The 26,697-nt window shown below is 59.6% G+C and carries 27 protein-coding genes; 10 read left to right on the top strand and 17 right to left on the bottom strand.

What is annotated here, in order from left to right; genetic code table 11:
* Window positions 1–317 precede the first annotated feature (317 nt).
* Together rimJ and R8871_RS04315 are read left to right on the top strand one after the other, a co-directional pair.
* Window positions 318–920, top strand: a complete 603-nt coding sequence (gene rimJ / locus R8871_RS04310; protein WP_175049202.1) for a ribosomal protein S5-alanine N-acetyltransferase — start codon at window positions 318–320, stop codon at window positions 918–920.
* A gap of 25 nt (window positions 921–945) precedes the next feature.
* Entirely contained in the window at window positions 946–1,806 is an 861-nt protein-coding gene (locus tag R8871_RS04315) for an alpha/beta hydrolase family protein (RefSeq protein WP_175049203.1), read from the top strand.
* A gap of 6 nt (window positions 1,807–1,812) precedes the next feature.
* Here the strand turns inward: R8871_RS04315 and R8871_RS04320 are convergent, their stop codons facing one another.
* The 7 genes from R8871_RS04320 to R8871_RS04350 all read right to left on the bottom strand — a co-directional run bounded on the left by R8871_RS04320 (window position 1,813) and on the right by R8871_RS04350 (window position 9,030).
* The gene (locus tag R8871_RS04320; RefSeq protein ID WP_175049204.1) at window positions 1,813–2,817 is read right to left on the bottom strand and encodes a helix-turn-helix domain-containing protein; all 1,005 of its coding nucleotides are present in this window, start codon (window positions 2,815–2,817) and stop codon (window positions 1,813–1,815) included.
* A gap of 93 nt (window positions 2,818–2,910) precedes the next feature.
* Window positions 2,911–3,681, bottom strand: a complete 771-nt coding sequence (locus R8871_RS04325; RefSeq protein WP_175049205.1) for an aldolase — start codon at window positions 3,679–3,681, stop codon at window positions 2,911–2,913.
* 28 nt (window positions 3,682–3,709) lie between these two features.
* On the bottom strand, window positions 3,710–5,029 hold the full coding sequence (locus tag R8871_RS04330) for an MFS transporter (RefSeq protein ID WP_175049206.1): 1,320 nt from the start codon (window positions 5,027–5,029) through the stop codon (window positions 3,710–3,712).
* Between the two features lie 176 nt (window positions 5,030–5,205).
* Window positions 5,206–6,237, bottom strand: a complete 1,032-nt coding sequence (locus R8871_RS04335) for an alpha/beta fold hydrolase (RefSeq protein WP_175049207.1) — start codon at window positions 6,235–6,237, stop codon at window positions 5,206–5,208.
* A gap of 241 nt (window positions 6,238–6,478) precedes the next feature.
* On the bottom strand, window positions 6,479–7,795 hold the full coding sequence (locus R8871_RS04340) for an ATP-binding protein (RefSeq protein ID WP_175049208.1): 1,317 nt from the start codon (window positions 7,793–7,795) through the stop codon (window positions 6,479–6,481).
* Entirely contained in the window at window positions 7,792–8,532 is a 741-nt protein-coding gene (locus R8871_RS04345) for a response regulator (RefSeq protein ID WP_175049209.1), read from the bottom strand. Before R8871_RS04345 ends, R8871_RS04340 begins: the two co-directional genes overlap by 4 nt.
* A 126-nt stretch (window positions 8,533–8,658) precedes the next feature.
* On the bottom strand, window positions 8,659–9,030 hold the full coding sequence (locus R8871_RS04350) for a GFA family protein (RefSeq protein WP_175049210.1): 372 nt from the start codon (window positions 9,028–9,030) through the stop codon (window positions 8,659–8,661).
* Window positions 9,031–9,267: 237 nt separating this feature from the next.
* On the opposite strand from R8871_RS04350, the gene R8871_RS04355 reads away from it, so the two are divergent.
* Both R8871_RS04355 and R8871_RS04360 read left to right on the top strand, forming a co-directional pair.
* Window positions 9,268–9,849 carry a thioredoxin family protein gene (locus R8871_RS04355; protein WP_175049211.1) on the top strand — a complete coding sequence of 194 codons (582 nt, stop codon included), beginning with the start codon at window positions 9,268–9,270 and terminating at the stop codon, window positions 9,847–9,849.
* 209 nt (window positions 9,850–10,058) lie between these two features.
* A complete protein-coding gene (locus R8871_RS04360) occupies window positions 10,059–10,295 on the top strand; it encodes a DUF4148 domain-containing protein (protein ID WP_175049212.1) in 237 nt (78 codons plus the stop codon).
* 23 nt (window positions 10,296–10,318) lie between these two features.
* On the opposite strand, the gene R8871_RS04365 is transcribed toward R8871_RS04360, so the two are convergent.
* Window positions 10,319–10,483: a hypothetical protein gene (locus R8871_RS04365; RefSeq protein ID WP_175049213.1), complete on the bottom strand. Its 165-nt coding sequence runs from the start codon at window positions 10,481–10,483 to the stop codon at window positions 10,319–10,321.
* Between R8871_RS04365 and R8871_RS04370 the strand changes: the two genes are divergently transcribed.
* Complete coding sequence (locus tag R8871_RS04370; protein WP_175049214.1) at window positions 10,482–11,840, top strand: epoxide hydrolase family protein; 1,359 nt, start codon at window positions 10,482–10,484, stop codon at window positions 11,838–11,840. The genes R8871_RS04365 and R8871_RS04370 overlap by 2 nt on opposite strands.
* Before the next feature lie 112 nt (window positions 11,841–11,952).
* Here R8871_RS04370 and R8871_RS04375 read toward each other — a convergent pair whose 3' ends face one another.
* Window positions 11,953–13,035: an aldo/keto reductase gene (locus R8871_RS04375; protein WP_175049215.1), complete on the bottom strand. Its 1,083-nt coding sequence runs from the start codon at window positions 13,033–13,035 to the stop codon at window positions 11,953–11,955.
* A gap of 166 nt (window positions 13,036–13,201) precedes the next feature.
* Between R8871_RS04375 and R8871_RS04380 the strand changes: the two genes are divergently transcribed.
* The 5 genes from R8871_RS04380 to R8871_RS04400 all read left to right on the top strand — a co-directional run bounded on the left by R8871_RS04380 (window position 13,202) and on the right by R8871_RS04400 (window position 19,406).
* On the top strand, window positions 13,202–14,110 hold the full coding sequence (locus R8871_RS04380) for an AraC family transcriptional regulator (RefSeq protein WP_175049216.1): 909 nt from the start codon (window positions 13,202–13,204) through the stop codon (window positions 14,108–14,110).
* A 249-nt stretch (window positions 14,111–14,359) separates the two neighbouring features.
* Window positions 14,360–15,274, top strand: a complete 915-nt coding sequence (locus R8871_RS04385; RefSeq protein WP_175049217.1) for a LysR substrate-binding domain-containing protein — start codon at window positions 14,360–14,362, stop codon at window positions 15,272–15,274.
* A 181-nt stretch (window positions 15,275–15,455) separates the two neighbouring features.
* A complete protein-coding gene (locus R8871_RS04390) occupies window positions 15,456–16,745 on the top strand; it encodes a dicarboxylate/amino acid:cation symporter (protein WP_175049218.1) in 1,290 nt (429 codons plus the stop codon).
* On the top strand, window positions 16,742–18,220 hold the full coding sequence (cuyB, locus tag R8871_RS04395) for a cysteate racemase (RefSeq protein ID WP_175049219.1): 1,479 nt from the start codon (window positions 16,742–16,744) through the stop codon (window positions 18,218–18,220). The genes R8871_RS04390 and cuyB overlap by 4 nt, the downstream gene beginning before the upstream one ends.
* A 22-nt stretch (window positions 18,221–18,242) precedes the next feature.
* The gene (locus R8871_RS04400) at window positions 18,243–19,406 is read left to right on the top strand and encodes an asparaginase (RefSeq protein WP_175049220.1); all 1,164 of its coding nucleotides are present in this window, start codon (window positions 18,243–18,245) and stop codon (window positions 19,404–19,406) included.
* A 355-nt stretch (window positions 19,407–19,761) separates the two neighbouring features.
* Here R8871_RS04400 and R8871_RS04405 read toward each other — a convergent pair whose 3' ends face one another.
* From R8871_RS04405 to R8871_RS04440, 8 genes are all read right to left on the bottom strand, one after another.
* The gene (locus tag R8871_RS04405; protein WP_093642075.1) at window positions 19,762–20,517 is read right to left on the bottom strand and encodes a glucose 1-dehydrogenase; all 756 of its coding nucleotides are present in this window, start codon (window positions 20,515–20,517) and stop codon (window positions 19,762–19,764) included.
* A 19-nt stretch (window positions 20,518–20,536) separates the two neighbouring features.
* Window positions 20,537–21,133, bottom strand: coding sequence for a gluconokinase (locus R8871_RS04410; RefSeq protein ID WP_175049221.1), 597 nt, complete (start codon window positions 21,131–21,133; stop codon window positions 20,537–20,539).
* A 56-nt stretch (window positions 21,134–21,189) separates the two neighbouring features.
* A complete protein-coding gene (locus R8871_RS04415; protein ID WP_054033536.1) occupies window positions 21,190–22,038 on the bottom strand; it encodes a transporter substrate-binding domain-containing protein in 849 nt (282 codons plus the stop codon).
* 121 nt (window positions 22,039–22,159) lie between these two features.
* Window positions 22,160–22,888 carry an amino acid ABC transporter ATP-binding protein gene (locus R8871_RS04420; protein WP_054033538.1) on the bottom strand — a complete coding sequence of 243 codons (729 nt, stop codon included), beginning with the start codon at window positions 22,886–22,888 and terminating at the stop codon, window positions 22,160–22,162.
* 27 nt (window positions 22,889–22,915) lie between these two features.
* Complete coding sequence (locus R8871_RS04425; RefSeq protein ID WP_175049222.1) at window positions 22,916–23,665, bottom strand: amino acid ABC transporter permease; 750 nt, start codon at window positions 23,663–23,665, stop codon at window positions 22,916–22,918.
* A 1-nt stretch (window position 23,666) separates the two neighbouring features.
* Window positions 23,667–24,368 (bottom strand): amino acid ABC transporter permease, encoded by a 702-nt coding sequence (locus R8871_RS04430; protein ID WP_175049223.1) that lies wholly within the window; start codon window positions 24,366–24,368, stop codon window positions 23,667–23,669.
* 368 nt (window positions 24,369–24,736) lie between these two features.
* Window positions 24,737–25,747 (bottom strand): 2-hydroxyacid dehydrogenase, encoded by a 1,011-nt coding sequence (locus R8871_RS04435; protein WP_175049224.1) that lies wholly within the window; start codon window positions 25,745–25,747, stop codon window positions 24,737–24,739.
* A gap of 32 nt (window positions 25,748–25,779) precedes the next feature.
* On the bottom strand, window positions 25,780–26,538 hold the full coding sequence (locus R8871_RS04440; RefSeq protein WP_175049225.1) for an SDR family oxidoreductase: 759 nt from the start codon (window positions 26,536–26,538) through the stop codon (window positions 25,780–25,782).
* Window positions 26,539–26,697 lie beyond the last annotated feature (159 nt).

Genomic DNA, 26,697 nt, shown 5'->3' on the forward strand with positions numbered 1-26,697 from the left:
CTCATTCGTGCCCTGCGACGAAGGACCGACGCTCAGGCTTGCAATTGTGGTGCCAGGTCTATGAAGAGAAAATGTCGACGTAGTTGCTCAGCCGCCGCCCTCAGGGTCAAACCGAGCACCAAACAGGTCTGGTCCTTGATCGAGTGTAGCAAATGAATCGCGAGGCGACCGCGGAGGGTTTCTGAAAGGTTCGACCTCGTGCGGGGTCAATCTCTTTGCGTGTGTATCTCGTGACTCACCGGTGCCGGAGGCGTCGAGAGTAGTTTTTGCCTTCGGTACAATCACGCGCAATATTGCATATCAAGGGCGATAGCCTAATGGCAAATGCAGCAAATCATCCAGACAACGGACTGACTACCGAACGCGTGATATTGCGAGCCGTCAGCGAGAATGACGCGAGCGCGCTGCAGGCGTACTACGCAGCCAATCGAATACATCTTCAGCCTTGGGAGCCCGCGCGGCAGGAAAGTTTTTTTAACCTGGATGTCATCGCTGAAAGACTACGTGCAATGGCTCATCAAAGCACAACAGGAAGCGCTCTTCATCTCGTGCTGTTCGAACGCGAAGGCGGCCAGTTGATCGGAGAGTGCAATTTCACCAATATCGTTAGGGGACCGTTCCAGGCTTGTCATCTCGGATTTTCTCTTGCGAAAGTGGCCGAAGGGAAAGGCCTGATGCGAGAGAGTCTAACGGTGGCCATCCAGCATGTGTTCAGAGATATCGGCTTGCATCGCATCATGGCCAACTATCGACCGGAGAACACTCGTAGCGAACACTTACTGGCTGGCCTTGGGTTCGAGAAGGAAGGTCTGGCTCGGTCGTACCTGAAGATCAATGGTTCCTGGGCCGATCACGTACTTACATCGTTGGTCAATCCAGACGATCTTGCCGATCCCGTATCCAACTCACGTATGCTGTGAATGGAACAATAACGCGGTCTTCAAAATGCGCGATCAAAAATCAACACGAGCAAGACCCGTAACCTGTTTCACCAACAGGCTCTGGAAACCGCTGCTCAGATTCGCGGCCCCAATCTGCGCATTCGCGTGCACACTCCTAACCGCGATCCCAGCGTATTCCGGTGAACTACTGCAGGTGCCCGTACGAGGGCCACAAACGCAGGCTATCTTCATCGAACAGCCAGCCAGCGCGCCGCCTTGGGTCATCGTCTTGTTTGCCGGAGACGACGGCGCAATCGCCCTCGGCGAAACCGGCCCAACGACAATGAGGGCAAATTTCCTCCTCCGGACCGCCGGCTACTGGACTTCTGCGGGCGATGCGATCGCTATCGTCGATGCGCCATCGGATCGATCATCCGGCATGAATGACGCATTCCGCTTGAGCGAAACTCACGCTCAAGACCTGCACGTCATTGTTGCGACGCTCAAGCAACGCTTTCCAGCCGCAAAGATCGCTCTTGTGGGCACCAGCCGGGGCACGATTTCAGTTGGCAATGTGCTCCAACGGGAACCACGGCTGGCTGACGCGTATGTCCTGACTTCGCCCGTCACGATCGGCATGCGTGGCGAGGCCGGACTTTCGGGCATGCACTGGGAAGTCGGTGCGACTCCGGTGCTGGTGGTGTCGAACGAAAATGACGGATGCCGGGTTTCACCGTTTAGCGCGGCACGCACGCTTGCCAAGGACAACCGGTTCCAGTTCCTGCAGGTATCAAGCAGCGAGCGCGGCGGGATTGGCGCCAGTGAATGCGGGGCGAAGTCGCCACATGGTTTTCTTGGCATCGAGACGCAGGTACTGTCCGCTGTCTCACGATGGCTGGCAGATCCGGGAAGCGTGCCGCACTAGTCCCAACTACAACGCTGCGCCTCTTCTTTCCTTAACAGCGCCACTGCATTGCTTCCTGTACGCACCCGGCGTAGTACCGAACATCGTTCGAAAGCTTCGGCTGAAATGCGCAGGATCGTTAAAGCCATTTCTGTACGCAATGCGCTCGATCGACAATTCCGTGCAAAGTGGATTCGTCATATCGTCACGGCTGCGCGCCAGGCGATGCTCCAGCACGAACCTCCCGTAGTGCGTGCCGTTGGCTTCGAACATCTTGTGAACATAGCGTTTCGACACGCTTAGCGCCTTCGCGCACGCCTCGACGTCCAGTTCGGGATCGTGGAGATTGGACGCAATGAACGCGCGCAGTTGCGACCATCGCAGAGGATTCGCGCCTCCCGCAACCGGCTCGACGGTTGCGTCCCCCGCCGACTCCAGATACGCCGCCGCGAGCAACGACACGAGCGACTGCTCCGCTGCCGCCGCCGTATTTGCGCTCTGCTGCCTGAGCGACGGCAAGACCGATTCGATGAACCGATGCACCGTGAGGACAATCCCCGATTCGCCGCTGGCGCAGGCAGGTGCAAAAGGCGAGAAGCGTGACATCGCACGGCCGAAAAACCGCGTGATTGGCAAACGAAGCATGACAAACTTCGCCGGCTCGTCAATGCGCGCCGTCGACGGCACGCGTGCACGCCGGAATGTAATGTCACCGGCGTTGAAAGGCAGCGTGCGCTCCTGTTGTGTGACCGTGCCGCAGCCATCAAGGACGATCAGAACGATAACGTCGTCGCCAGCGAGATTCTGCAGGTGCGACCATTCGTGACGCACTTCCGACAGCCCCAGTTGCACGGTCGCGAGCACACCGCCGCCCATCAGCCTGCCCGCGCGGATTTCACCCTCGGACATGTCTCCGGGAAGCAGAATGTCGCCCGGCGTGACAATGTCGTCGAGTGAGAGCTTCCAGTCGTCGAGACAACGCGCGGGCATGTCGCAGAGCGTCGGAGCGTACGGCAAATCGATAGTGCGCATGACAAACTCCCGGAAACTGCGTTGGAGGCGGTGTCCGCCCATGTCATGCGATTATCGCGCAGCCCGCTGTCCGCCAAAAGTGAGAGGAACTGACTAGAAAAGAACCTCCGGTTCACGCCGGATCACGCGTCGGCCGAACAGCGCGAAACTCGCCTTGACGATGCTGGGCAGCAGCAGAAAATCGTGCGACTCCTTCGCCAATGCGGGATCGATAGGCACGATCTGCCCCATCGACCTGGCCAGAATCTGGCTGCGCGCAGCGCGTTCAATCAGCACGGACAGATAGGCCGACTCCTCTATCGAGGAAGTGGCCGCGAGAAATCCATGATTCGCCAGCAGGATCGTCCGCTTGTTGCCGAGCGCAGCGGAGATGATCTCGCCCTCATTGTCGGCGATCGGGAGCCCCGGCCATTCTTTCAGAAAAGCGCAATCGTTAAAGAGCGGTGTGGCGTCCATGTGGGCGACTTCGAGCGGCACGCCGACCATGGACAATGCGTTCACATACGGTGGATGCGTATGGACAATGCAGTTGACATCCGGCCTGCGCCGGTAAATCCACAGATGAAAACGGATGGCGGGATTCGCCATACCATTGCCTTCGATCACATGCATTTGATCGTCGATGCGAATCACGCTGCTGCGCGTGATTTCATCGAAGCCAACGGCCATCGCCGTCGTCAGGAATGTACCGTCGGCAGCGCGCAGCGTTATCTGCCCCGCGAGCGTCTCCGAATGTCCTTCGTGCGCGAGCATCCGGCACGCCAGCGCGAGCTTTTGCCTGTCGTCCCATGCGCCCTGCTCGAGTTTATGGTCCATCTCGGCGGCGATGCCGCGGCCCAGGTTCGATTTATCGTGGTCGCTCATGTGAGCCTCCTTGTGGTCGGATAAGTGTTCAGGATTGGCCGACTTGCGATTGCGCGGCCGGCTCAGGAACCGCGATCGATACGCTCCCGCTGCGCGGCGCAAGCAACACGAAGCCAGCGGCGATCAAAGAACTCGCTGCGACATAACATGCAACCCACAGCGGGTCGCCGTTGCGTGCGGCGAGCAGCGCGGAGCAGATCACCGGGCTCATGCCGCCGCCAATGACTGCACCGATTGCACCAATGGATACGCCGGAAAAGCGCACCTTGACGTCGAACATGTCAGCAAAGAAGCCGCCTTGCGGGCCATACATCAACGGATGGATCAGACCGATTGCAATGACGATGGCGAGCTTGACCAGCGCTGGGTCGCGCGTGTTCAGCAGATTGAAATACGGCCAGACGTAAAGCGCACAAGCAACGAGGCCTGCCAGATAGATCGGCTTGCGTCCAATGCGATCGGATAGCGCCGCGAACAGCGGCACCATGAAGACAGCCAGCGCGGCACCCGCCATGATCGCGACGAGCACCACCTGACGCGGCAGTCCAAGATGAACGGTCATGTAGGCCACGGAAAACAGCAGCACGAAAATCGACCACGTGATTTCGCCGAGTCGCGCCATGAAGACAATCGCGATTTCCCGGCGATGGTTGCGAAGCAGGTCGGCGAGCGGGAAACGCGCGACGGTCTGGGTCGCCCTCATCTGTTCGAATTCACGCGTTTCCGGCAACCGTGCGCGTCCAATCAGTCCGATCACGACCAGCACCGCGCTGAACAGGAATGGAATGCGCCAGCCCCAGGCGAGGAAGTCCGCTTCGGGTAGTCGCGACATGAGAAGCAACGCGCCCGTCGATAACAAGGCGCCGCCGTAGCTGCCTGAATTGCTCCAGCTTCCGTAGAGGCCGCGGCGTCCGGCCGGTGCGCTTTCCACACCAAGCACGGTGGCGCCGCTCTGCTCGCCGCCGATCGCAAAGCCCTGGAAAATCCGCAGCAGCGTTAACAGGATGGGCGCCCAGATACCGATTTCGGCGTAGGTCGGCAGGCAACCTACGAGCGTCGACGCAATGCCCATCACCAGCAGCGTGGAGAGCAGCAGCGTCTTACGGCCGAAGCGATCGCCGAAATGCCCGCAGATCAGCGCCCCCGCACCGCGTGCAAAATAGCCGGCCGCGTAGGTGCCGAGCGAAGCGATCGTCCCGGCGAGCGGATCGAGAGTCGGGAAGAAAATCTTGCTGAAGACGAGCGCCGATGCCGTCCCGTACAGCAGAAAATCGTATTGCTCGATCGCCGTACCGAGAAACGCCGAGATGAAAACGTACGGCCGGTGTTTGCGTGGGCTCGGGGACATGTGCTCCTCATGGCATTTGTTTTCGTGCCCCCAGCTTAATTTTTGGCCGCCCCAGTGGATTGTCCCTGCCGGAATCCAGAACTTGATCCAGAGTGAACCAAGTACACCCTATGCGTTGGTTTAGCCCGCCCGGGGGGCCATCGCCGACCTAAGCCCCCCGGACTCCTTCATGCCACTTAAAGCCGGACGACGTCGACGATGGCATCGGCAAATGCCTTCGGCGCTTCCTGTGGTAAGTTATGTCCGATGCCGCCATCGATGTTCCGGTGCTGATACTTGCCCGTGAATTTCTTCGCGTAGGCTGTCGGCTCGGGATGCGGTGCGCCGTTGGCGTCGCCCTCCATCGTGATGGTCGGAACCGAAATGGTCGGCCCCTTCGCCAACCGCGCTTCGAGCTCGTCGTATTGCGGCTCGCCCTTAACCAGACCCAGACGCCAGCGGTAGTTGTGAATCACCACCGCGACGTGATCGGGATTCTTGAAGGACTCAGCCGAGCGGTCGTACGTTGCATCGTCAAAATTCCATTTCGGCGACGCGAGACGCCAGATCAACTTGTTGAAATCGTGGCGGTTCGCTTCGTAACCTGCACGACCACGCTCCGTGGCGAAATAGAACTGATACCACCAGGCCAGCTCAGCCTTCGGCGGCAGCGGCGCCCGGTTGGCTTCCTGACTGCCGATCAGATAACCGCTGACCGACACCATCGCCTGGCATCGTTGCGGCCACAGCGCGGCGATAATATTCGCCGTACGCGCGCCCCAATCGAAAGCGCCAAAGATGGCTTTGTCGATCTTCAATGCATCCATCAACGCGATGACGTCGACGGCAACCACCGCCTGCTGACCGTTGCGCGGCGTATCCGCGGATAAAAACCGCGTCGAACCATAGCCCCGCAGATACGGCACGATGACCCGGTAGCCGGCGGCTGCCAGCAACGGCGTGACTTCGGCGAAGCTGTAGATATCGTAGGGCCAGCCGTGCAGCAGGATAACAACCGGTCCATTCTGCGGACCCGCTTCCGCATAGCCCACGTTGAGCGTTCCGGCATTGACCTGGCGAATGTTCTCGAACGAAGCAACACGCGTTGCAGTATTCGTGCCGTTCGACTGCGCCTTGGCGAGCCCGCTCAAACCCAACTCCATCAAGCTGATACCAGCAACAGTCGTCCCAAGCAGACGACGACGTCGAGTATTGATCTGATCCGGCATCGCGGATTCTCCTCAAAGGTTAGCTACAGAAGCGCAGGACATCTCCGGCCTGCGAAGCCAGACGATCTGGCCTGGAATCATTAAAACCCGTGGACGTATCTGGCGTGTGTCTGCGAAAAGCGCCAGTGAAACCTTATGTATTTACCGACGGTGCAGATACATTGGGATACAAAGACCGGGGTAGTTGACGTTCATCGACGAACGAGTACTGCATACAACGCGATAGTCGAATCATCTGGATCTAGCCGACGCCTTTCAACACAAGCGTGGCTTCAAGGCCGCCATCGGGCCGGTTACGCAACGAGAGTGTCGCGTCCATCGCCAAAGCGAGTTGCCGCGCAATCGCGAGGCCCAACCCGGTACCGCCGGTTCCGCGATTGCGCGATCCTTCCAGCCGATAGAACGGTTCGAATACCGCTTCCAGCGACTCGTCCGGAATTCCGGGCCCACGATCGAGCACGGAGACTCTCACGCGTCCATCCTGCGAGGCGACCCTGATCTCGGCAGCACCACCAAACTTCAGCGCGTTATCGACGAGATTGCCCACGATCCGGCGCAACGCCTGCGGACGCGTCACCAGTGCAGTGTCGATTCGACCGTGTAACGAAACGTCCTGCCCGGCATCGACGTAGTCGAACACGAGGCTGTCGAACAGCGCGTTCGGATCGATACGCAGGGGCGCCTCGCTGGCGCCGTGCATGGTGCGCGCGTACGTGACGCCCTCCTTGACCATCGTTTCCATTTCCTTCAGATCCTGCTGCAGCTTGGCACCCTCCGGGCTCTCGTCCATCACGTCGACGCGCAAACGCATGCGGGTAATCGGCGTTTGCAGGTCGTGCGAGATCGCCGCGAGGATCTGCAAGCGCTCGGTCATGTACAGCCTGATGCGGTCCTGCATGGCGTTGAACGCTCTCGCTGCGCGCGCCACTTCGTCCGGGCCGTCTTCAGGCAGGCGCTCCACCTTAAGGTCGGGGCCCAAGGTATCCGCCGCTCGCGCCAAATGGCTCAACGGGCGCGTTGCCAGCCGTACCGCCAGCCAGCAGCACGCAGCCAGCACCACCAGTTGCAGCACCAGCAACCATGACAACCACGGTGACAGCGGTGCGCCCGGCATGGGGCGATAGTCGATCGTCAGCGGCGTGCCGTCGCTCAACTGCAGATGAACCTGCAAGCGGTCCGGATCGCCGGGGACGGCGTTGGCGGTGAGCGGATAGCGCTTACCGATGCCGTCGGCGATCGATTGAGCCACTCTCGCTGAGAGCTTCGCATCCGGCGGTGCGCCCGCGACCCCGGGTCCGAGATTGAAGGTATAGGTACGCCGTGCCAGCCTCGGCAGCCATTCGGCGCGTTCGTTAGCAGGCAAATGATCGAGCAGCGCAACGGAACTGGTGACCTCGCGTTCGATGTATCCCATCATCACGTTCGTCATGGTCTGGTCCCGCTCCGTCATGGTGAGCCAGACCGACAGCGTTTGCACCAGCGCAAGGCTGACAAAGAGAATCAGGGCAAGCCGTGCGAATAAGGTACGCGGCCATCGCAGCAATGTACTCAGCTTCATGGACTGCCTTCGATCATGGTCACCGCCGCCGAAAATACATAACCCTCGCTGCGCAGCGTCTTGATGTACCGAGGCTCACGCGCAGTGTCCTGCAAGCGTTGCCGCAAACGGCTGACCAGCAGATCAATCGAGCGGTCGAACGCATCGGCCTGGCGGCCCTGGGTCAGATTGAGCAACTGATCGCGCGTGAGCACGCGCTGCGGATGATCGAGAAACACGCGCAGCAGACGATACTCCGCGCCACTTAAGGCCACCATGGTGCCTTCAGCGTCGAGCAAATGACGCGCCGTGGTATCGAGGCGCCAATCGCCGAAGGCAATCATTGGCGCCGTTTCCGTCACCTGCATGCCGGGCGGCAGCATCCGCGCGCGGCGCAATACCGAGCGGATGCGCGCCAGCAACTCGCGCACCGCAAACGGCTTGGACAGGTAGTCGTCCGCGCCCATTTCCAGCCCGACGATGCGATCCGTCTCCTCGCTGCGGGCGGTCAGCATCAAGACCGGCACTGCGCGAAACTTGCCGGCACGCAATTCCCGGCACAGCACGAGACCATCCTCGCCGGGCATCATCAGATCCAGCACGATCAGATCAGGCGCGCCCTGCTCGAGGACGGTGCGCATCTGCCGGCCGTTGGCGGCCAGCGAAACGCGCATGCCGTTCTTCTCGAGATAGGTGGCGAGCAATTCGCGGATGCCGCGATCGTCGTCGACGATCAGCACGTGGTCTGTGGTTTCCATCAATGAATCAATCCCTTCGACGATTGACGCGCACCCGGTTCACGTTGATCAGCGAACAGTGCACGGGGTGCGCCAGTTCCGCCGCCAATCCACCCGCGAGGAAGGCGAGAATTGTCATGAGCCTTCTCATGCATCCTCCACGACCGACAGGCTGGCGCCATTGGCGACGCTCGCCTCCAGCGTATACGGATCGACACCCTCCAGGCAACCGATGTTGACCCGCCACAGCTGCGGATCTCTACGCGTCTGATGGAACGGATAAATTCCGCAATGCTTGCAGAAGTAGTGCTTCGCCGTGCGTGTATTGAACTGATAGAGCGTCAGCGCTTCCTCACCCTGCAGGATCTTCAGTTCGCCCGCGGCAAACGGCGGCGTCATCAGCGCGCCCTTGCGCCGGCACAGGCTGCAATTACAACGCCCGGCAGGCTGAACATCGGTATGGACTTCAAATTTCACGGTCCCGCAATGACAGGATCCTTGCAGCAGTTCGGTACTCATGTGGCTTCTCCACGGTAGGGATGGCTGCTTTATAGCCCAGGACGCACGACGCTTTGTATCTCAATGTATCTGGGCGTTCCCCCGACACAAAACATTGCACCCGCGCCGTCCCGGCGACACAAGCCAGATACGAACGGGCGTTCAAATGCACCCATGCCAACCACTGGAATGCCCGATGCGGCGTACGGGTTCATGCCCGGATCGCCGCTCTGCTCTCCGCTCTGAAAGGACACTGACATGCTCTCCCGACTCAAAACCACCGCTACCGTCGCCCTATTCGCCGCAACCTTCGCAGCCGGCGCCGCTGCAATCGCTACGCTCGTTGCAAGCCCCTCGGCCAGCGCTGCCGCCGGTCCCGTTGCAAACCAGCTCGACAACAACGCGACCGCGCCGGAATTCACCGGCATCGATAAATGGCTGAATAGCGATCCCCTGACCATGCAACAGTTGCGCGGCAAGGTCGTGCTGGTCGATTTCTGGACCTACACCTGTATCAACTGCATCCACGTACTGCCCTACGTCAAGACCTGGAATCAGAAATACAAGGACCAGGGCCTGACGGTGGTCGGCGTCCACACACCCGAGTATCCGTTCGAGCGCAGCACCGACAACGTCAAGACGGCGATCAAGCGCTTCGGCATTACGTTCCCGGTCGCGCAGGACAATAACTACGCAACATGGCGTGCCTACGACAACCAGTATTGGCCTGCGTTTTATCTGGTCGACAAGAAAGGACACGTGGCCTACACGCACTTCGGCGAAGGCGACTACGAACAGACCGAAGCGAAGATCAAGGCGTTGCTGGCGGAAAATCCGTGATTCGTATCGCAATGTATCTGGGCATGCAGGTGATACAGAACATTGCAATTGACCCGGTTTCCCGACACAAGTCAGATACGTCGGCAGGTTCTAATGCCTCAACGCCGGATGCAAGACACACGCAAATCGCAGATGACGGATCGAATTGCTGCCCTTGCTCCTGACATCGCGGCGCCTTCCTTTTAATCTATTGGTTCACGGAGAACGACATGAAAACCTCAATGATCGCTTTGGCATTCGCTGCATTCGCTACCGCTGGCTTCGCTCATGCATCCGAAGCTCCCGCAACAACCAGTGCTCAATCGGCCGCCCCGCAAGTGCAGCAATGGAACCCGAGCCAAACCGGCGCAGCGCAGAAGACCCGCGCCGAGGTCCGCCACGAACTGGTGCAAGCCCAGCGGGATGGTCAACTGGCGCAGCTCAGCAGCTTGTATCGCGGCAGCTGATATCTGAGTTCCGCCGGATTGAACTATGCTTCCAATACGGTAAGCAATCCTCCTGGTTCAAGATCCTTCGTACGCTCCACAACGCCCACACTGAGCACGCTCGGCGTGGGCGTATCGCGTTCAATCGCTCGTGAGATCACGCTGCCATTGATCGGCAACCCCGCTTTGTCGCCCATCGGAAATGCCATGTCAGACACCATCCTTCCCCAATCGCCGTCTCGCCGTCGCTTTGTTAGTGTGGCAGCGGCGGCTGTTGCCGCGGGCTCGCTGAGTCAGCTCGCTTTCGCAGAAACGAATCAGGCAATTATTGAAGTTGCCCAGCCGTCCGGCGGCGGCGACAAGACCGCTATTCGTCCGCTTCGCGTGCATGTGCCGGAATCGCAACTGATCGATTTGCGCAGGCGCATCAAAGCCACGAGGTGGCCCGACCGCGAAACCGTGATGGATGACTCACAAGGCGTGCCGCTTGCGATGATTCAGGAATTCGCGCGCCATTGGGCGACCGATTACGATTGGCGCAGGTGCGAAGCGAAGCTGAATTCGCTGCCGAATTTCGTGACCGAGATCGACGGGCTGGACATTCATTTCATCCACGTCCGCTCGAAACATGAAAATGCGATGCCGCTCATCGTCACGCACGGGTGGCCCGGTTCGGTCATCGAGATGTTGAAGATTATCGATCCGCTGACCAATCCCACGGCATACGGCGCGAGCGCGTCGGATCCCTTTCATCTGGTCATTCCGTCTCTGCCGGGCTACGGTTTTTCAGGCAAACCTACCACGACCGGCTGGGGTCCTGAGCGTACCGCCCGTGCCTGGGTCGTACTCATGAAGCGCCTTGGATACGAGAAATTCGCGGCGCAAGGCGGTGACCTGGGCGGTGTCGTCGCGAATGTCATGGGTAAGCAGGCGCCACCTGAATTGTTGGGCATCCACGTCAACTTCCCTGCCACTGTTCCGCCCGCGATTGCAAAGGCGCTCGCCGCCGGCGATCCGCCACCATCCGGTCTCTCGGACGATGAAAAGGACGCTTACGAACAGCTAGGCAGCGCGGCCAGGAAACGGCGTGCCTATGCGCTGGAGATGGGAACACGCCCGCAAACGCTCTACGGATTGGCGGACTCGCCTGTTGCACTGGCAAGCTGGCTGCTCGATCACGGCGACGGATATGTGCAGCCGGCAGCAGCGCTGACTTCGGCCGTGTTCGGGCGACCCATCAATGGAGAATCTGCGGGCGACCTGACGCGGAACGATCTCCTCGACGACATCACGCTCTACTGGCTGACGAACACGGGGATTTCCGCGGCGCGCTTCTATTGGGAGTCTCACTTCAACTTCCTGGCCGCCGCCGATGTATCCGTGCCGGCTGCCGTGAGTGTCTTTCCCCGCGAGAACTATCAGGCCCCGCGAAGCTGGACGGAGCGCGCGTATCACAACCTCGTCTATTACAACAGGCTCGACAAAGGCGGACACTTTGCGGCGTGGGAACAGCCGCAATTATTTGCCGAAGAGGTTCGTGCCGGGTTGAGACCGCTGCGCACATAGCGAATCATTCTCCGCTTTGGACCGACTTGATGAGCTTGTTGCGCAGCGTCACGTTCGCCTCAGTGCGAGCCCTCTCCGTCTTCCGGTTACGATCCTCGGTCTTCTGTTCGCATCAATACCGAACGCTGCTTGCGGTGACGAGCGGCAACGCTTGCGTCGCCTGTCCATCGACTGTGGCGCCGGCGAAGATAAAACTCGGCGAAAGATGAGCGTTGATATCTGCGGGGAAGTTGAGCGCGGGCTTCGACACCTCGTCGAGCATCGCGATCTGCGCAGCGCTGAGTTCGAGATCCAGCGCAGTCAAGTTGGTCCGCAGTTGATCGATACGTCGCGCGCCGACGATCGCCGAGGTCACGCCGCGACGTTGGTTAACCCACGCGAGCGCGACCGCAGCGGGGCTCACCTGAAGTTCGGCTGCGACCGCAACAAGCACGTCGATCACCGGAAACTCCTTGTCGCCTGGGACACCGACAAGCGCCGAGCGTTCTGACTTCACAGCCTGAGTGTTTTCGCGCGTATATTTGCCCGACAACCAGCCGTTCTTCAGCGGACTCCACGGCATGACGCCAATGCCGAGCTCTTCGGCCATCGGTATCAGTTCGCCTTCGGCCGTCCGCTCCAGCAGCGAATACTCGACTTGCATCGCAATGATCCGGTTCCAGCCGCGAAACTGCGCCATGGTCTGCGCTTGCGCGACCTTCCAGGCCGGTGTGTCGGAGATTCCGATGTAACGAATCTTGCCGGAGGCGACCAGATCGTCGAGCGCGCGCATCGTCTCCTCGATCGGCGTGGTCCTGTCCCAGTTGTGAATCCAGTAGAGATCGATGTAATCCGTCTGCAGCCGGCGCAGCGACGCTTCGCATTGTTCGACCATCGCCTTGCGTCCGGCGCCTCCGCCGTTCGGATCGCCAACGTGCAGGTTGCCGACAAACTTCGTCGCAATGACGCTGCGATGGCGACGGTCTTTGCGCGCCGCAAAGAAGTCTCCGATGATTTTTTCCGAGTGGCCCAGCGTATAGATGTTGGCCGTATCGATGAAATTCCCGCCGCGCTCCAGGTACTCCGAAAGTATGGCTTCGGATTCAGCGGGGCTCGTGCCCCAACCCCAGTCTTCACCGAAAGTCATCGTCCCAAGACAAAAGGGACTCACGCGCAGACCAGAGGATCCGAGTGTGACGTATGAATCGAGCGACATAATGTTTCTCCTGGAAAATGAGCCGACTGGCTAACCCCAATGAGACCATCGCGCGGCTGCGACGCGGTAGACCGAAACGCGCAAGCTCTTGCACAATCCTCTCAGATTGGGTCGGTTCAGGCAGATCCGCTTGCGCTTTCATGGCCGCCCAGGATACGTTTGACTTATGGATACGCTCGCTGAACTTCGCACCCTGATTTCCCGCCATGCCGTCGACGACGTGACGGCAACGAACCTGCCCGGGGTCGTCCTGTCGGTGTCGACTGCACAAACACAGTCGGTTCATCGCATCTACGAGCCAGTATTCGCTCTGGTCGCCCAAGGCGCAAAGTGCGCGACTCTCGGTGACCAGCTCCTCGAATATCACGCGGGACAATGCCTGGTCGTGACCGTCGATCTCCCGATGTCCGGACACGTGATCGAAGCGAACGCGAAAAAGCCGTTTCTGGCAGTGGGCCTGATGTTGAAACCCGCAACTATCGCTTCGTTATTGCTGGACACTGCTTCGGACGCCCCGGCGATGGCGAACCCGTTCGGCGCGGCTGTCGGCGAAGCGACGCCCGAACTGCTTGACCCGTTTGTGCGGCTGCTACGGCTGCTCGAGCATCCGGAAGACGTGCCCGTTCTCGCGCCGATGATCGAGCGCGAGATCTTGTGGCGGATACTCACAGGCAGCCAGGGTGCGTTGCTGCGGCAGGTCGGCCTTGCCGACAGCCGTCTGTCGCATGTCGGGCGCGCGATTCGCTGGATCCGCATGCACTATGCGGAGATGCTGCGCACTGAAGAGCTTTCGGCGCTGGCGGCGATGAGCGTCTCCTCTTTCCATCGGCACTTTCGCGCCGTCACCGCCATGAGCCCGCTGCAGTATCAGAAGCAGATCAGGCTTCAGGAAGCCCGCACGCAACTGCTGACCACCTCGAAGGACATTGCCAGCATAGGGCTGAGCGTTGGCTATGACAGCGCCTCGCAATTCAGCCGTGAGTACAGCCGGCTGTTCGGAAGGCCGCCGGGGAGGGATGCGGAGCGGCTGCGGTCGTCGACTATGCAGGCAAGTGACGCGACTGCGCGATCGTGAGTGACCTCAGCGTCGGCTCATCGCAACCGCCCAAAGTAACCATCGTTTTTTGGCCGGTTATCTGGGAAAAGTACATATAACCGGCAAAAAACTGTCGGTTTGCAATCTATGCCCCCGGTACATTGCTGGCGGAAAATCCGTGATTTGCATCGCAATGCATTGCAGAGGAGGCTAAGCGGGTGTCGAGCCCGCGTAAAATCATCCACTCGTTTCGAGGCACACTCACTCGCCGCACACATCGGACCCGACATGGAAATCAAGTGGATTGAGGACTTCATCGCGCTCTCCCAGTATCAGAGCTTCTCGCGCGCGGCGGAATTTCGGAATGTCACCCAGTCGGGCTTCAGCAGGCGCATTCAGTCGCTTGAGCAGTGGGTGGGCGCGGACCTCATCGACCGAAGCAGCTTCCCGCCCACACTGACGCCTGCCGGACAACTGTTTCGTGAGGCAGCGGTAGACATTCTTGGAAAGCTATTCGACACGCGAGCCATTATTCGCATCGATCAACGCATGGCGGGCAAAGGCCTGCAGATCGCAGCGGGCCATACGATCGCGCTAAGTTTCCTGCCTGCCTGGTTAAAAGCGCTCACTGCGCGCTTCGGAGAGGTACGTGCGCGTGTGATACCCACCAATGTCCACGACTCCATCCTGATGCTCGTGAACGGCAACTGCGAGTTGATGTTTGCCTATCATCACCCGGAACTGCCTCTCCATCTCGATCCGATCAGATACGAGCATCTCACCGTAGGCGTCGATGTGTTGATGCCTGTCTGCCGGCCGAATCCGCGTGGCGCGCCGATATTCCGCTTACCGGGCACGGCGGCTCGCCCATTGCCGTTGATTACGTACACGGAAACTAGCTATTTCGGCCGCTGCCTCGCACTCCTTCTCGGCCGGGTCGATGCCACCCCAGCTTTGCGGCCCCACTACGAGTCCGACATGGCCGAGGTTCTCAAGAAACTGGTACTGGAAGGCGAAGGCGTTGCCTGGTTGCCAAAAAGCTCGATCGTCGCCGAGCTTGACGCGGGCGAACTCGTCCCAGCCGGCCGGGATGCGTGGCATCTCGAAGTTGAGCTTCGCGTCTACCGCGATGCCTCGAACCGCAGCGAGTTTCTGGACACGCTTTGGCGCCACCTTCGCGCCGAATCGCAGGTTGTTGATTAAGGGTAATCCCGTGTTATGCGAGTCTCGCATATCCCCATGCAGGACCCGCATTGAGTCTTTTTTGATCATCTCTATCATCCGTCCATACACAGAAACGTCGCTCCGCTAGCGGCGTTTTTGCCTCCTGCCAGCGTACGGTGGTCACGTCAGACCCTTGTGCGCCTTCCTCGGACTGATGGAAATGAAAAACCGCCTAACGTTCTATATCGTGGTCGGCATGGTGCTCGGCGTGATTGTCGGTTACGTGTGCCATCGAACCGTAGCCGATGCTGCAGAAGCCAAAACAATCGCCGGTTACTTCTCGATCATTACCGATATCTTCTTGCGGCTTGTGAAGATGATTATCGCGCCGCTCGTCTTCGCCACGCTGGTGTCCGGGCTCGCCGGAATGGAAGGAACGAGCGACGTGCGCAGAATCGGGCTCAGGTCGGTGGGCTGGTTCGTGTGCGCCTCGCTTTTCTCGCTCGCCCTTGGCCTCGTTCTCGCGAATGCGTTGCAGCCTGGCGCCGGCTTGCATATGACGCAGACCAGTTCGGATGTTGCCACCGGTCTCAACACCGCGGGTCTGAACTTCAAGGACTTCGTCACGCATGCGTTTCCGTCCAGCATCATCGACGCGATGGCTCGGAATGACATTCTTCAGATTCTCGTCTTCTCTGTGCTGTTTGGCGTGGTGCTGAGCGCCATCAAGACGGACCCGCGCGTCGCACCGTTGATCGCAGGCATCGACGCACTCGTCCCCGCGATGCTGAAGCTGACCGACTATGTGATGCGGCTCGCTCCGATTGGTGTCTTCGGCGCGCTTGCCTCCGCGATTACGGTGCACGGCCTGGACGTGTTGACCACCTACGGCAAGCTCGTCGGAAGCTTCTATCTCGGCCTCGTCCTGCTGTGGGCAGCGCTTATCCTCGTTGGCCACGTCTTTCTGGGCAAATCGATCTGGAAGTTGCTAAGAGCGGTCCGGGAACCCGCGATGCTCGCCTTCTCTACCGCAAGCAGCGAAGCCGCTTATCCGCGCCTGACCGAGAAGCTTGAACAGTTCGGTATCGACAAAAAGGTCGTCGGCTTTACGTTGCCGCTCGGCTACGCGTTCAACCTGGACGGATCAATGATGTACCAGGCGTTTGCTGCGATTTTTATCGCGCAAGCCTTCGGCATCGACATGCCGCTCAGCGCCCAGATCATGATGTTGCTCGTGCTTATGTTGAGCAGCAAAGGGATGGCCGGCGTCGCAAGAGGTTCCGTGGTGGTGGTTGCGGCCGTTGCCCCGATGTTTCATTTGCCGCCGTCCGGCGTGGTGTTGATCCTCGCCATCGATCAGATTCTCGATATGGGGCGAACCGCCACGAACGTGATCGGCAACAGTATCGCGACGGCCGTTATCGCGAAGTGGGAGGCCAAGCGCGCTGCCAGGCAGAACGACGTAGAGAACAACGTTGTTCTCGGCCAACTGCAAGGCGAAACAAAATGATCAGCGCAAACGTGCTGAGCGGGAAGAAGTTTGGCGTGGTGGGCGGCCTGGGTCCACTAGCGAGTGCGGATGTCTTTTTCAAACTCGTCAAATCGACGCCCGCCTCGAGCGATGCCGAACATGTCGATGTCATTTTTGAGCAGCATCCCTTCCGAAGCGCAGCCATAGGAAGTGAGGCGACGACTCAACGGAAACTGTACATTTTCGACATGATTAGCGGCTTCGAGAAGAGGGGTGTGACGACCGTTGTACTCCCCTGCTTTCTCAGCCACACGTTTATCGACGAACTGAAGGCTAACTCGCCCTTGCAGATCGTCGATATGGTGGAAGCCGTCCGCAGCCACGTTCGAAGAAAATTTCCGGCTGCACGGCGAATCGGCGTGCTGACCTCGGACTACACCCATCGAAAGGGACTATTCGAAAAGTACTTCGCGGAGCCGGAATTTGAAATCATTCATCCCCGTCCGCGCGACAGTGTCGATCTCATCACCGAAGCCGTCTACGGCGCGAACGGCATCAAGAGCGGAAATCTGTCCGGCCGGCCCGTCGCGCTTTTGCGCGAGGCGTGCGAGGACCTCATTGCGCAAGGTGCACAAATCATCGTGCCGGGTCTGACGGAGATTGCGCTTGTGGCGGAGGAAATGGGCTCGTTTCGAGTGCCGCTGATCGATTCGAATCTTGCGTATGCGCAGTACGTAATTGCCGGCGAATACGGTTTGCCCGAATCCATTTTCAAAGTGGGCGTGGTCGGTGGCGTCGGGCCCGCGGCGACGGTCGATTTCATGCAGAAGATCGTACGCAATACGCCGGCGAATCGGGATCAGGACCATATCAGGCTTCTGATTGAACAGAATCCGCAGATTCCCGATCGCACAGAAAACCTGATTGGTGACGGCCCCGATCCGACTATTTCGCTTTACGCGACCTGCAAGAAGCTCGAGTCGGGCGATGCGGATCTCATCGCTATTCCGTGTAACACCGCTCACGCATTTGTCGAACGTATTCAGCCGTATCTGGGCATACCGATCGTCAATATGCTGACGGTGACGGTCCGCCATCTGCGCGAAACGTTTCCACTGCTGCGCTCCGTTGGTGTGCTGGCCACCTCCGGCACGATCGCAAGCGGTGTCTATGAAAAGGCCCTCGAATCGCAGGGTTTGCGGCAAATCGTTCCAACAGCGCAATTGCAAGCCCGCGTGATGGAAGCGATCTACGGCAAGGAAGGGGTAAAAGCGGGATTCACTACCGGGCGATGCCTCGACGACATCTCCGCAGCGATTGATGGGCTCATAGCGGAAGGCGTCGAGGTCATCGTCCTCGGATGTACCGAGTTGCCGCTTTTATTGCCACAAACGAGTTTCGTAGGCACGACTGGCGCACGCGTGAGTCTTGTCGATCCAACCGATGTCCTTGCACAGCAATGCGTGGCCTTGGCGACAGCGGCCGCAGAACGCCCCGTTTCTTTGCGCTGTTAAATCCTTTTGTAGGAGACTGGATATGAACATCAACACTACCCTTCAACGGGTCGCCTCCCTGCGCACGCCGAGCACGACGCTCACCGCTGCGCTTCTCGTCTGCGCTAGCTGCTTGTGTGGTACGAGCGTGTGGGCTGCAGACGCCACGTCTGATAGTGCGACAGCCACTGCGGCAGCAAGTCCGGCGGCCGGATCTCCCCGGATTCTTGTTCTCGCAACCGGCGGCACGATCGCCGGCACAACTGACCCGCGTTCGGCCATCGGCTACAACTCGGGCAATGTCAAAGGCCAGGAACTGGTTCGGGCGGTTCCGGGCATTGAGAAACTCGCGAGCATCAACTCCGAGCAGATTTCCAATGTCGGGTCGCAGGATATGAACGACGAGATCTGGTTCCGGCTTGCGCGCCGTATCCAGGAGGCCTTCGATCGAAACGAAGCAGATGGGATCGTGATCACTCACGGTACGGATACGATGGAAGAAACGGCATTCTTCCTGCAAAACGTGGTGCGCTCGGACAAACCGGTGGTACTCGTTGGGTCAATGCGGCCGGGCGGATCGACGAGCGCGGATGGCCCCGGCAATCTTTACGAAGCGGTGGAAGTCGCAGCGAGCCCGAAATCCCGAGGCAGAGGTGTGATGGTGGTCATGAATGACCAGATTCACGCGCCGCGCTGGATCACCAAAACCAACACGACTGCCGTGCAGACTTTTGCTTCGCCCAACGCGGGCGTGATTGGCTATGTCGATCCGGCGAGCATTCGTTTTGTCGCGCCCGCGCCTGTGCTTGCGTCAACGCGCGATGTGCTTGACTTGCCGGCGAATGGCCACCTGCCGCGTGTAGAAATCGTTTATGCACACAGCAATATGGACGGCGCCCAGATTGATCACGCTATTGCCGATGGTGCAAAAGGAATCGTATTGGCGGGCGAAGGCGATGGCGATGCGTCCAAGGAAGCACTGGCTGCCCTCGACCGGGCGGCGAAGAAAGGCATTGTCGTCGTCCGTTCGACGCGTGTGATGTCTGGATTCGTCAACAGAAATGTGGAGGTCGAAGACGACAAGCGCGGCTTCGTCGTCTCGTTCGATCTGAATCCGCAAAAGGCGCGCTTGCTCACCCAGTTACTCGTTGCAAACGGCATCACTAACCCCGGCAAGGTTCAGCAGGCCTTTTCGGCTACCTTTTGACCGTGGTCCGGCAAGCGCTGATTAGCGGCCTGCACCGCTAATCAGGCAGGCGCTCGATGTGAAGTCGTGCGCGATACGTGTCCCCTTTGTTGCCGAGCGCCTGTCACCCGGTGTACATACGGGCCCGAAAGCGAGAGGTGCCAGCGGGATCGCACGGGCACGGTCCGCCTCCGGATACAAGGTGAGATCTCACGCAATGACAAGATCAGCGCCTTCCGAGCTGATCCGTATCGAGCGTGAATTCGGTTCGCAGGCAACGTTTGCTGGCGCGACACCGTTCGCGGCTCGCTCGTTGCGCAGCGCGCAAGTCGCATGACGCGCCGCGCAGCATGACCGCCACAACCTGATCCACGCCCTACAACGTGGCAGTCACGCCGCCATCCACGTAAAGGATATGGCCGTTCACGAAGTTCGAAGCGTCGCTCGCCAGAAACACGGCAGCGCCGACGAGATCTTCCACATCGCCCCAACGTCGCGATGGCGTGCGTCCAATCAGCCAGTTGCTGAACGTTTCGTCCTTGACGAGCGCCTCGGTCAGCTCCGTCTTGAAGTAGCCCGGGCCAAGTCCATTGACCTGGATGCCATGTTGCCCCCAGTCGATTGCCATGCCTTTCGTCAGCATCTTCACCGCGCCTTTGCTCGCGGTGTAGGCCGCGATGTTGGGGCGCCCCAGTTCGCTTTGCACCGAACAGATGTTGACGATCTTGCCGCGCTTGCGAGCAATCATGTGCCGCGCGACCGCCTGGCCGACCAGGAACACGCTGTCGACATTGGTCTTCATCAATTCTTCCCATTGGGCATGGGAAAACTGTTCGAGCGGCGCACGGCGTTGCATGCCGGCGTTGTTGACGAGAATGTCGATCGCACCGATGTCGCGTTCGATATCGGCGATCGCAGCGTCGACCTCAGTGGCCGACGTCACATCGAAACTTGCCGCATGGACGGTCGCGCCCTCGTCGCGCAACCGGCTGACAGCCTCTGCCAGTCTGGCCGCATTGCGGCCATTCAGAATTACTTCGGCGCCGGCGCCTGCCAATCCTTTGGCCAGCGCGTAACCGATACCCGTACTCGACCCGGTAACCAGAGCACGACGCCCCGACAGATCGAACATCTTCAGATTGTTGTTCAACTCAACTCCTCTTCGACTCTAATTCGTCCGGCTTCCATCCAGTACCGTTCGGCGTGCCCAGCCATTGCATGACCTCTCTCAGACTGCATGCGTTGTCCTGCAAAGCAGAAAGATGGAGCACACCATCTTCACCGACAGGCGACTCGAGCGTTGCGAACTGATCCGCCACCAGCGTCGCTGGAAACTCATGATGCAGCCGCCCGGAAACCCGTGCAACCGCCTCGGCCAAGGTGATGTCGAGAAACACAAATCTCAACCCGGCGACACGCGCGCGTAAGCACTCCCGATAGCGACGTTTCAACGCGGAACAGGACAGCACCGCCGTCCCATGCATTTCATCCACCAACTCGGCGAGGCGATCCAGCCACGGCTCGCGGTCACTGTCGCACAACGCGATTCCGCGACACATCTTGTCGCGGCTTTCCGCCAGGTGATGCTCGTCTCCTTCGATGAAAACACCTTCCAGCGCCACGGCCAACTCGCGCGCAAGTGTCGACTTGCCCGAGCCCGACACGCCCATCACCACTATTTTATGCGTCACGTTGCAAAATCCAGCTGTGTTGTCACGGCACGCGATCCAGGGAATCGCGCCGGCCATTCAACCGGCAGCGGTGTGCGGATGAAAGCGCACCGCTGCATCACACGTTTTCCGCTTCAGGACACCGGCGTGAACTTGAGCTGGTCGATCGGCGTGACCTTGTCGGTTCGGGTCAAACCATACGGCGTCTTCGGTCCGAGCCACTTGTTGAAGATACCGCTCATCTCGCCACTCTGCTCCATCGAAGCCAGGGCCTTGTTGACCGCGCTCAGCATGGCCGGCTCGTTCTGGCGCAGGCCCACCGCGATCGGCTCGATCAGCATCGGCTCCGACGCAATCGCCACTGCGCCGTCCGTGCCGTCCACCTGCTTCGCGATCTTCGTGGCCGTCATCTGATTGGTCACGAAGCCTTTGACCTTGTTCTGCTCGAGAGCCAGAAACGCCGAGCTGGTATCGTGAAACGTTACCGCCTGGCCGTCCTTGATCGAAATTGGAATCGACTGAGCAGAAGTCGAGCCATCGGCAGCGCTGATTTTCTGGCCCGCGAAATCGGTCAGCTTCTTGCTCGCGTCGGCCTTCTTCACGACAAGGACTTCCTTGGTGGAGTAGTACGAATCGCTAAAGGCAATCTGCGTAGCACGGGTTTTGGTGTAGGCCAGATTGGCAACCACAATGTCAACGCGCCCCAGCTTCAACTGCGGAATGCGTGCCTCAACCGCCAACGGTTCGAGCTTGGCCTTCACGCCCAACTGTTTCGCCACCGCGTTGCATAGGTCCACGTCCATGCCTTCCAGCTGACGCGTTTGCGCATTGGGATACGAGAAGGGCTCGACGTTCGAATACACACCGCAGCTCAATTCGCCACGGCCCTTGATATCGGCCAATTGATCAGCATGTGCCGGGGCAATCGATGCAACCGCGCCGCCAACCACCAACATCCCCGCGAAAATCTTCTTTACCTGCATCGTGATGCTCCTGAAGTTTATGTGTAAAGCAATCGACTGCTGATCAAAGGTGGCCAAACCGAGCCTGAATCTGAACCTCAATCTGTACTTGTGCCGCGAAAGTCATACCGCCATGCTTGCCTCAATGCGAGCGGAGATCGGACAGAAATCTCTGCGCCCGTTCGTGTTTCGGGCGCAAAAAGAATTCCTCCGGCTCCGCCGTTTCGAGAATCTTCCCTGCGTCCATAAACCAGACGCGATCGGCAACCTCGCGTGCAAACCCCATCTCATGCGTGACGCACATCATCGTCATGCCTTCCTGGGCGAGGCTCTTCATCACGTTCAACACTTCGCCAACCATCTCCGGATCGAGCGCACTGGTGGGCTCGTCGAACAACATTGCCGGCGGGTCCATCGCCAATGCTCTCGCAATCGCCACACGCTGCTGCTGACCACCGGACAATTGCGGCGGAAACGCACTGGCCTTGTTCGACAGACCGACGCGCGCGAGCAGATCCGCCGCTTTGCGTTCCGCATCCGCGCGCTTGAGGCCGTGCACGCGCATCGGCGAAAGCGTGATGTTGTCCAGCACCGACAGATGCGGAAACAGGTTGAATTGCTGAAACACGAAGCCGACACGGCTGCGGTACGCATTCAGACCCAGTTTCTTGTCGTGAATGTTTTGACCGTCGAAGAAGATCTGCCCACGGTTGATCTCCTCGAGCCGGTTGACGGTGCGAATCAGTGTCGACTTACCCGATCCTGATGGTCCGCAAACCACCACGACTTCGCCTTTGCGAACTTCGGCGTTCACGTCCACGAGAGCGTGATATTCGCCGTACCATTTGTTGACGCTGGAAAACTTGATCATGCGAAATACCTCGAAGTGATTGAGCGCCTAGTTCTCGGTGGGCAGCGGATCGGTCAGCGCAACGTTGGCCGCCTTCTGAGTCCTCGCTGCGACGCCGGCTCGCTTGCGCGTGACGCGCCGCTCCAGATACTGCGCAAGCTGTGTGAGCGCGTAACACAGCGCGAAGTAACTCAAGGCGAGAATCAGGTACACGGGAAAGGGCTTCGTCAGCAGCCGGTTGTTGATCTGATCCGCGGCGAAAGAGATTTCCTGGACGTTGATGATGTAACCCAGCGAGGTTTCCTTGATCGTCGACACGAACTGCGTGACCATGCTCGGCACCACGTTGTAAAGCGCCTGCGGCAGGATGACCGCGCGCATGGTCTTCATGTAGCTCATGCCGAGCGCTCTCGAAGCCTCCGTCTGCCCTTTCGGCAGCCCCTCGATACCCGCGCGGATGATTTCCCCGAGATACGCCGAGTCATAGATCACAAGCGCACACAGCATCGTGACAAACCCGGTGACTGGATAGCCGGTCAGAACAGGCACGAGGAAGTACACCCAGAAAATCACCATCAGGAGCGGGATGCCCCGCACCATATAAACGAGCCCTGTGGCCGGCGCCCGCAGAAACCGGAAAGGACTGATGCGGGCCAGGGCGACCAGGATACCCAGGGGAAATGCGATGACGAGCGCGGAAAGCGACAGCAGGATCGTCAGTACGATGCCGCCCAGCGGGCCATGCGGATACTGCCCGATGAGCAGCAGTGTCCAGTTATCGCGCAGGATATCGAACATGTCACTTCACTCCCGGAATGCGGTAGTGCATCGCGATTTTGGCGCCGCACAGCATGATGACGAGAGAGAGGCCGAGATACACCGCCGTGGCGATGAAATACGATTCGAAAGACAGGAAGGTTTCGTTCTCGATCTGGCGAGTGACATAGGTCAGCTCCGCCGCGCCGATCGCCATCGCGAGACTCGTGTTCTTGAACAGCAGGACCGCGTGATTGACCATCGGCGGGATGGCATTGCGCAGCGCTTGCGGAAGCACGACGAAACGCATGCCGTTCAGGAAGTTCAGACCCAGCGCGCGCGAGGCTTCGTATTGACCGTAAGGAATCGCACGCAACCCGCTGCGGATATCTTCGGAGAGGTAGGCCGCGCTGCACAGGCCGATGGCCACGACCGCAAAAATAAACTGGCCGTTGTAGTGGTTCAGCAGAGTCTGCAACGATTCCGGCAGGATGTTCGAAATGCCGAAGTACCAGAACAGGATCTGGACCAGCATCGGCACATTGCGATGGTAGGCCACGAATGACGCAACGAAGGCCGTCGCGAGGCGGTTGTTGGTCAGGCGAATCAGCGTGAGAAGAATGCCCACCACCAGCGAGAGTATCCACGCCAGCGCGGCCATTGCGAGGGTGAGCTCGATCCCATGGAGAAACAGCGCCCCATAGTCGCCTCGCAGCACCGTCGCCAGGTCAAAATGAAGTTTCATGTTGCACGTCCCAATGATTCGGATCGAAGCGATGATCCGGGCCTGACTCGACCCGCGGCAGCATCGTCATCCCCCGGAAGCCGTCATTGACTTCCGTGTTGAATTGATACTAGCTCGCGAAAAAAGGCCGTTGCAGAGGCCTTTCTTCTGGCGCAATAAGTTTCGGGAATGATGAGTCGGAACGGCTTCCGGCAGTGGGACAGGCGTGCTTGTGCATGGTGTTTGTCTCCAGTATGCGGCGCCTCTGCGGGTGCCTCATCGTCAGTGGCGCGCCCCCTTGTCGGAGCGCTCATGCTTGAGAAACAACGGTGGCCAGCGGTGGCCACCGTTGGCATTAAGCCGGCGCAGCATGCTGCGCCGGTCATCGTTCAGGCTGTGGCCGTCGGGCGCGTCAGCACCTGCGGGTTCACCGGCGTCGGCGGCTTGCCGGCCGCTGCGCCGTGCCCAAGCGCAGCGATCAAATTGTCTGCGCAAAGCGCGGCCATCGCTCGCCGCGTGCTGACAGACGCGCTGCCGATATGCGGCGTGAGCACCACATTCTTTTGCGCAAGAAGCGCCGGGCAGATAACCGGTTCACCTTCGAATACATCCAGGCCGGCCGCCGCGATGCTGCCTTCGTTCAACGCCACCGCCAAAGCGGCATCGTCCACGACGCCGCCGCGTGCGATGTTGGTCAGCGTGGCCGACGATTTCATCTGCTTGAGCTCCGCGGCGCCAATCGCGTGGTGCGAGCTGGCCGAGTAAGGCACCACGATGATCAGATGATCCGACTCTCGCAACAGCGTTTCCTTGTCGACATAGCGTGCCTTGCAGCTCTCCTCGACATCCGGCGCCAGTTGCGAGCGATTGTGATAGATCACGCGCATGCCGAAACCGAATGCACCGCGTCGCGCAATGGCTTGCCCGATACGCCCCATGCCGAGAATGCCGAGCGTCGACCCATGCACGTCGTTACCGACGAACATGTCATAGCGTCCGGTCTTGGTCCATTCGCCGGCGCGCAGAAAGTGTTCCGACTCGGTGATGCGCCGCGCCGTTGCCATCATCAGCGCGAAGCCGAAGTCGGCGGTGGTATCCGTCAGCACGTCCGGCGTATTCGTCACCAGCACGCCGCGCGCGGTACAGGCTTCCACGTCGACGTTGTTGTAGCCCACGCCGATGTTGCATACCGCCTTCAACTGCGGGCAAGCGTCGAGCAAGGTCGCGTCGATCCGGTCGCTGCCGGCCGTCATGGCGCCCACCTTGCCTTGCAGCCGGGCAATCAGCTCTGGTTGCGTCCAGATCGTGTCGTCAGGGTTGTCGGTCACGTCGAAGTTCGCGCGCAGGCGGTCGACGATATCCGGAAATGACGCACGGGTAACCAGTACCGATGCACGCATGGAAAACCTCCTTGTTGGACTCTGGATTGCACTTACTCGTTGTGGTCGGCGGGATCGCGTTTGATCGTCGTCAGCCCGCCCGGCACTTGCAGCGTGGGCAGAATTTCCATATTGCTGATGTTGACCGCGAGCGGCGCGGCGATCGCAAAGGCGATGGCGTCGGCAATATCGGACGGCAGCGGCAGTTCGAAGCCGTCGATGAACTGCTTGCGCGCCGCCTCGATGTCGCCATGCACATGGCCGAAAATGTCGGTGGCAACACGGCCCGGACAGATCTCCGTCACGCGTACGCGTCTGCCGGTCGCGTCCACGCGCAACTGGCGCGACAACGCATGGATACCGGCCTTCGTCGCGGCGTAAATGGAGTTGCCGTTGAAGTTGTAGATCCCTGCGATCGAGCTGATGTTGACGATATGACCGCGATCGCGGGCAACCATCCCCGGCATGGTGAGCCGCACGATGTGCAGAACGGCTTGCAGGTTGACTTCCACCTGAAGGTCGATGTCTGCGGCAGCGGCATCCAGAATCGAGCCTTTAGTCGATATGCCGGCGTTATTCACGACGATATCGAACTGCACGTCCTGCGTCAGCCTGGTGACGGCCGGCAGATCGCACACGTCGATCGCGTGCGGGATGCAACCGGTTCGCGCCGCCAGTTCATTCAGACGTTCCGCGTTGCGTGCGAGCGCATGCACTTCGAGTCCTTCACGGCAGAAGCGCTCGACGATCGCAGCACCCATCCCGGTCGAAGCGCCCGTCACCAGCGCGGTCTTGTAGTCTGAAAACGGCATGAATGACCTCTATCTGTAGTTCTGAACTGTCGCCCTTTGAGGCGTGCGATAAGCCTGTTACCAATGTATACGCCGTGAAAACGTGGGGCAAAGACGGATTGGCTTTGTGGCGATAAGACTGGCTTATGGTTGGGTAATGCGGATTGGTCGATGCGGATT

The organism is Paraburkholderia sediminicola, assembly GCF_902859805.1.
Classification (GTDB): domain Bacteria; phylum Pseudomonadota; class Gammaproteobacteria; order Burkholderiales; family Burkholderiaceae; genus Paraburkholderia; species Paraburkholderia sediminicola.

Excerpts from the sequence above, each read along its gene's own strand:
- rimJ (WP_175049202.1), top strand. The coding sequence starts at position 318 with ATGGCAAATGCAGCAAATCATCCAGACAACGGACTGACTACCGAACGC.
- R8871_RS04315 (WP_175049203.1), top strand. The coding sequence starts at position 946 with ATGCGCGATCAAAAATCAACACGAGCAAGACCCGTAACCTGTTTCACC.
- R8871_RS04320 (WP_175049204.1), bottom strand. The coding sequence starts at position 2,817 with ATGCGCACTATCGATTTGCCGTACGCTCCGACGCTCTGCGACATGCCC.
- R8871_RS04325 (WP_175049205.1), bottom strand. The coding sequence starts at position 3,681 with ATGAGCGACCACGATAAATCGAACCTGGGCCGCGGCATCGCCGCCGAG.
- R8871_RS04330 (WP_175049206.1), bottom strand. The coding sequence starts at position 5,029 with ATGTCCCCGAGCCCACGCAAACACCGGCCGTACGTTTTCATCTCGGCG.
- R8871_RS04335 (WP_175049207.1), bottom strand. The coding sequence starts at position 6,237 with ATGCCGGATCAGATCAATACTCGACGTCGTCGTCTGCTTGGGACGACT.
- R8871_RS04340 (WP_175049208.1), bottom strand. The coding sequence starts at position 7,795 with ATGAAGCTGAGTACATTGCTGCGATGGCCGCGTACCTTATTCGCACGG.
- R8871_RS04345 (WP_175049209.1), bottom strand. The coding sequence starts at position 8,532 with ATGGAAACCACAGACCACGTGCTGATCGTCGACGACGATCGCGGCATC.
- R8871_RS04350 (WP_175049210.1), bottom strand. The coding sequence starts at position 9,030 with ATGAGTACCGAACTGCTGCAAGGATCCTGTCATTGCGGGACCGTGAAA.
- R8871_RS04355 (WP_175049211.1), top strand. The coding sequence starts at position 9,268 with ATGCTCTCCCGACTCAAAACCACCGCTACCGTCGCCCTATTCGCCGCA.
- R8871_RS04360 (WP_175049212.1), top strand. The coding sequence starts at position 10,059 with ATGAAAACCTCAATGATCGCTTTGGCATTCGCTGCATTCGCTACCGCT.
- R8871_RS04370 (WP_175049214.1), top strand. The coding sequence starts at position 10,482 with ATGTCAGACACCATCCTTCCCCAATCGCCGTCTCGCCGTCGCTTTGTT.
- R8871_RS04365 (WP_175049213.1), bottom strand. The coding sequence starts at position 10,483 with ATGGCATTTCCGATGGGCGACAAAGCGGGGTTGCCGATCAATGGCAGC.
- R8871_RS04375 (WP_175049215.1), bottom strand. The coding sequence starts at position 13,035 with ATGTCGCTCGATTCATACGTCACACTCGGATCCTCTGGTCTGCGCGTG.
- R8871_RS04380 (WP_175049216.1), top strand. The coding sequence starts at position 13,202 with ATGGATACGCTCGCTGAACTTCGCACCCTGATTTCCCGCCATGCCGTC.
- R8871_RS04385 (WP_175049217.1), top strand. The coding sequence starts at position 14,360 with ATGGAAATCAAGTGGATTGAGGACTTCATCGCGCTCTCCCAGTATCAG.
- R8871_RS04390 (WP_175049218.1), top strand. The coding sequence starts at position 15,456 with ATGAAAAACCGCCTAACGTTCTATATCGTGGTCGGCATGGTGCTCGGC.
- cuyB (WP_175049219.1), top strand. The coding sequence starts at position 16,742 with ATGATCAGCGCAAACGTGCTGAGCGGGAAGAAGTTTGGCGTGGTGGGC.
- R8871_RS04400 (WP_175049220.1), top strand. The coding sequence starts at position 18,243 with ATGAACATCAACACTACCCTTCAACGGGTCGCCTCCCTGCGCACGCCG.
- R8871_RS04405 (WP_093642075.1), bottom strand. The coding sequence starts at position 20,517 with ATGTTCGATCTGTCGGGGCGTCGTGCTCTGGTTACCGGGTCGAGTACG.
- R8871_RS04410 (WP_175049221.1), bottom strand. The coding sequence starts at position 21,133 with ATGGCCGGCGCGATTCCCTGGATCGCGTGCCGTGACAACACAGCTGGA.
- R8871_RS04415 (WP_054033536.1), bottom strand. The coding sequence starts at position 22,038 with ATGCAGGTAAAGAAGATTTTCGCGGGGATGTTGGTGGTTGGCGGCGCG.
- R8871_RS04420 (WP_054033538.1), bottom strand. The coding sequence starts at position 22,888 with ATGATCAAGTTTTCCAGCGTCAACAAATGGTACGGCGAATATCACGCT.
- R8871_RS04425 (WP_175049222.1), bottom strand. The coding sequence starts at position 23,665 with ATGTTCGATATCCTGCGCGATAACTGGACACTGCTGCTCATCGGGCAG.
- R8871_RS04430 (WP_175049223.1), bottom strand. The coding sequence starts at position 24,368 with ATGAAACTTCATTTTGACCTGGCGACGGTGCTGCGAGGCGACTATGGG.
- R8871_RS04435 (WP_175049224.1), bottom strand. The coding sequence starts at position 25,747 with ATGCGTGCATCGGTACTGGTTACCCGTGCGTCATTTCCGGATATCGTC.
- R8871_RS04440 (WP_175049225.1), bottom strand. The coding sequence starts at position 26,538 with ATGCCGTTTTCAGACTACAAGACCGCGCTGGTGACGGGCGCTTCGACC.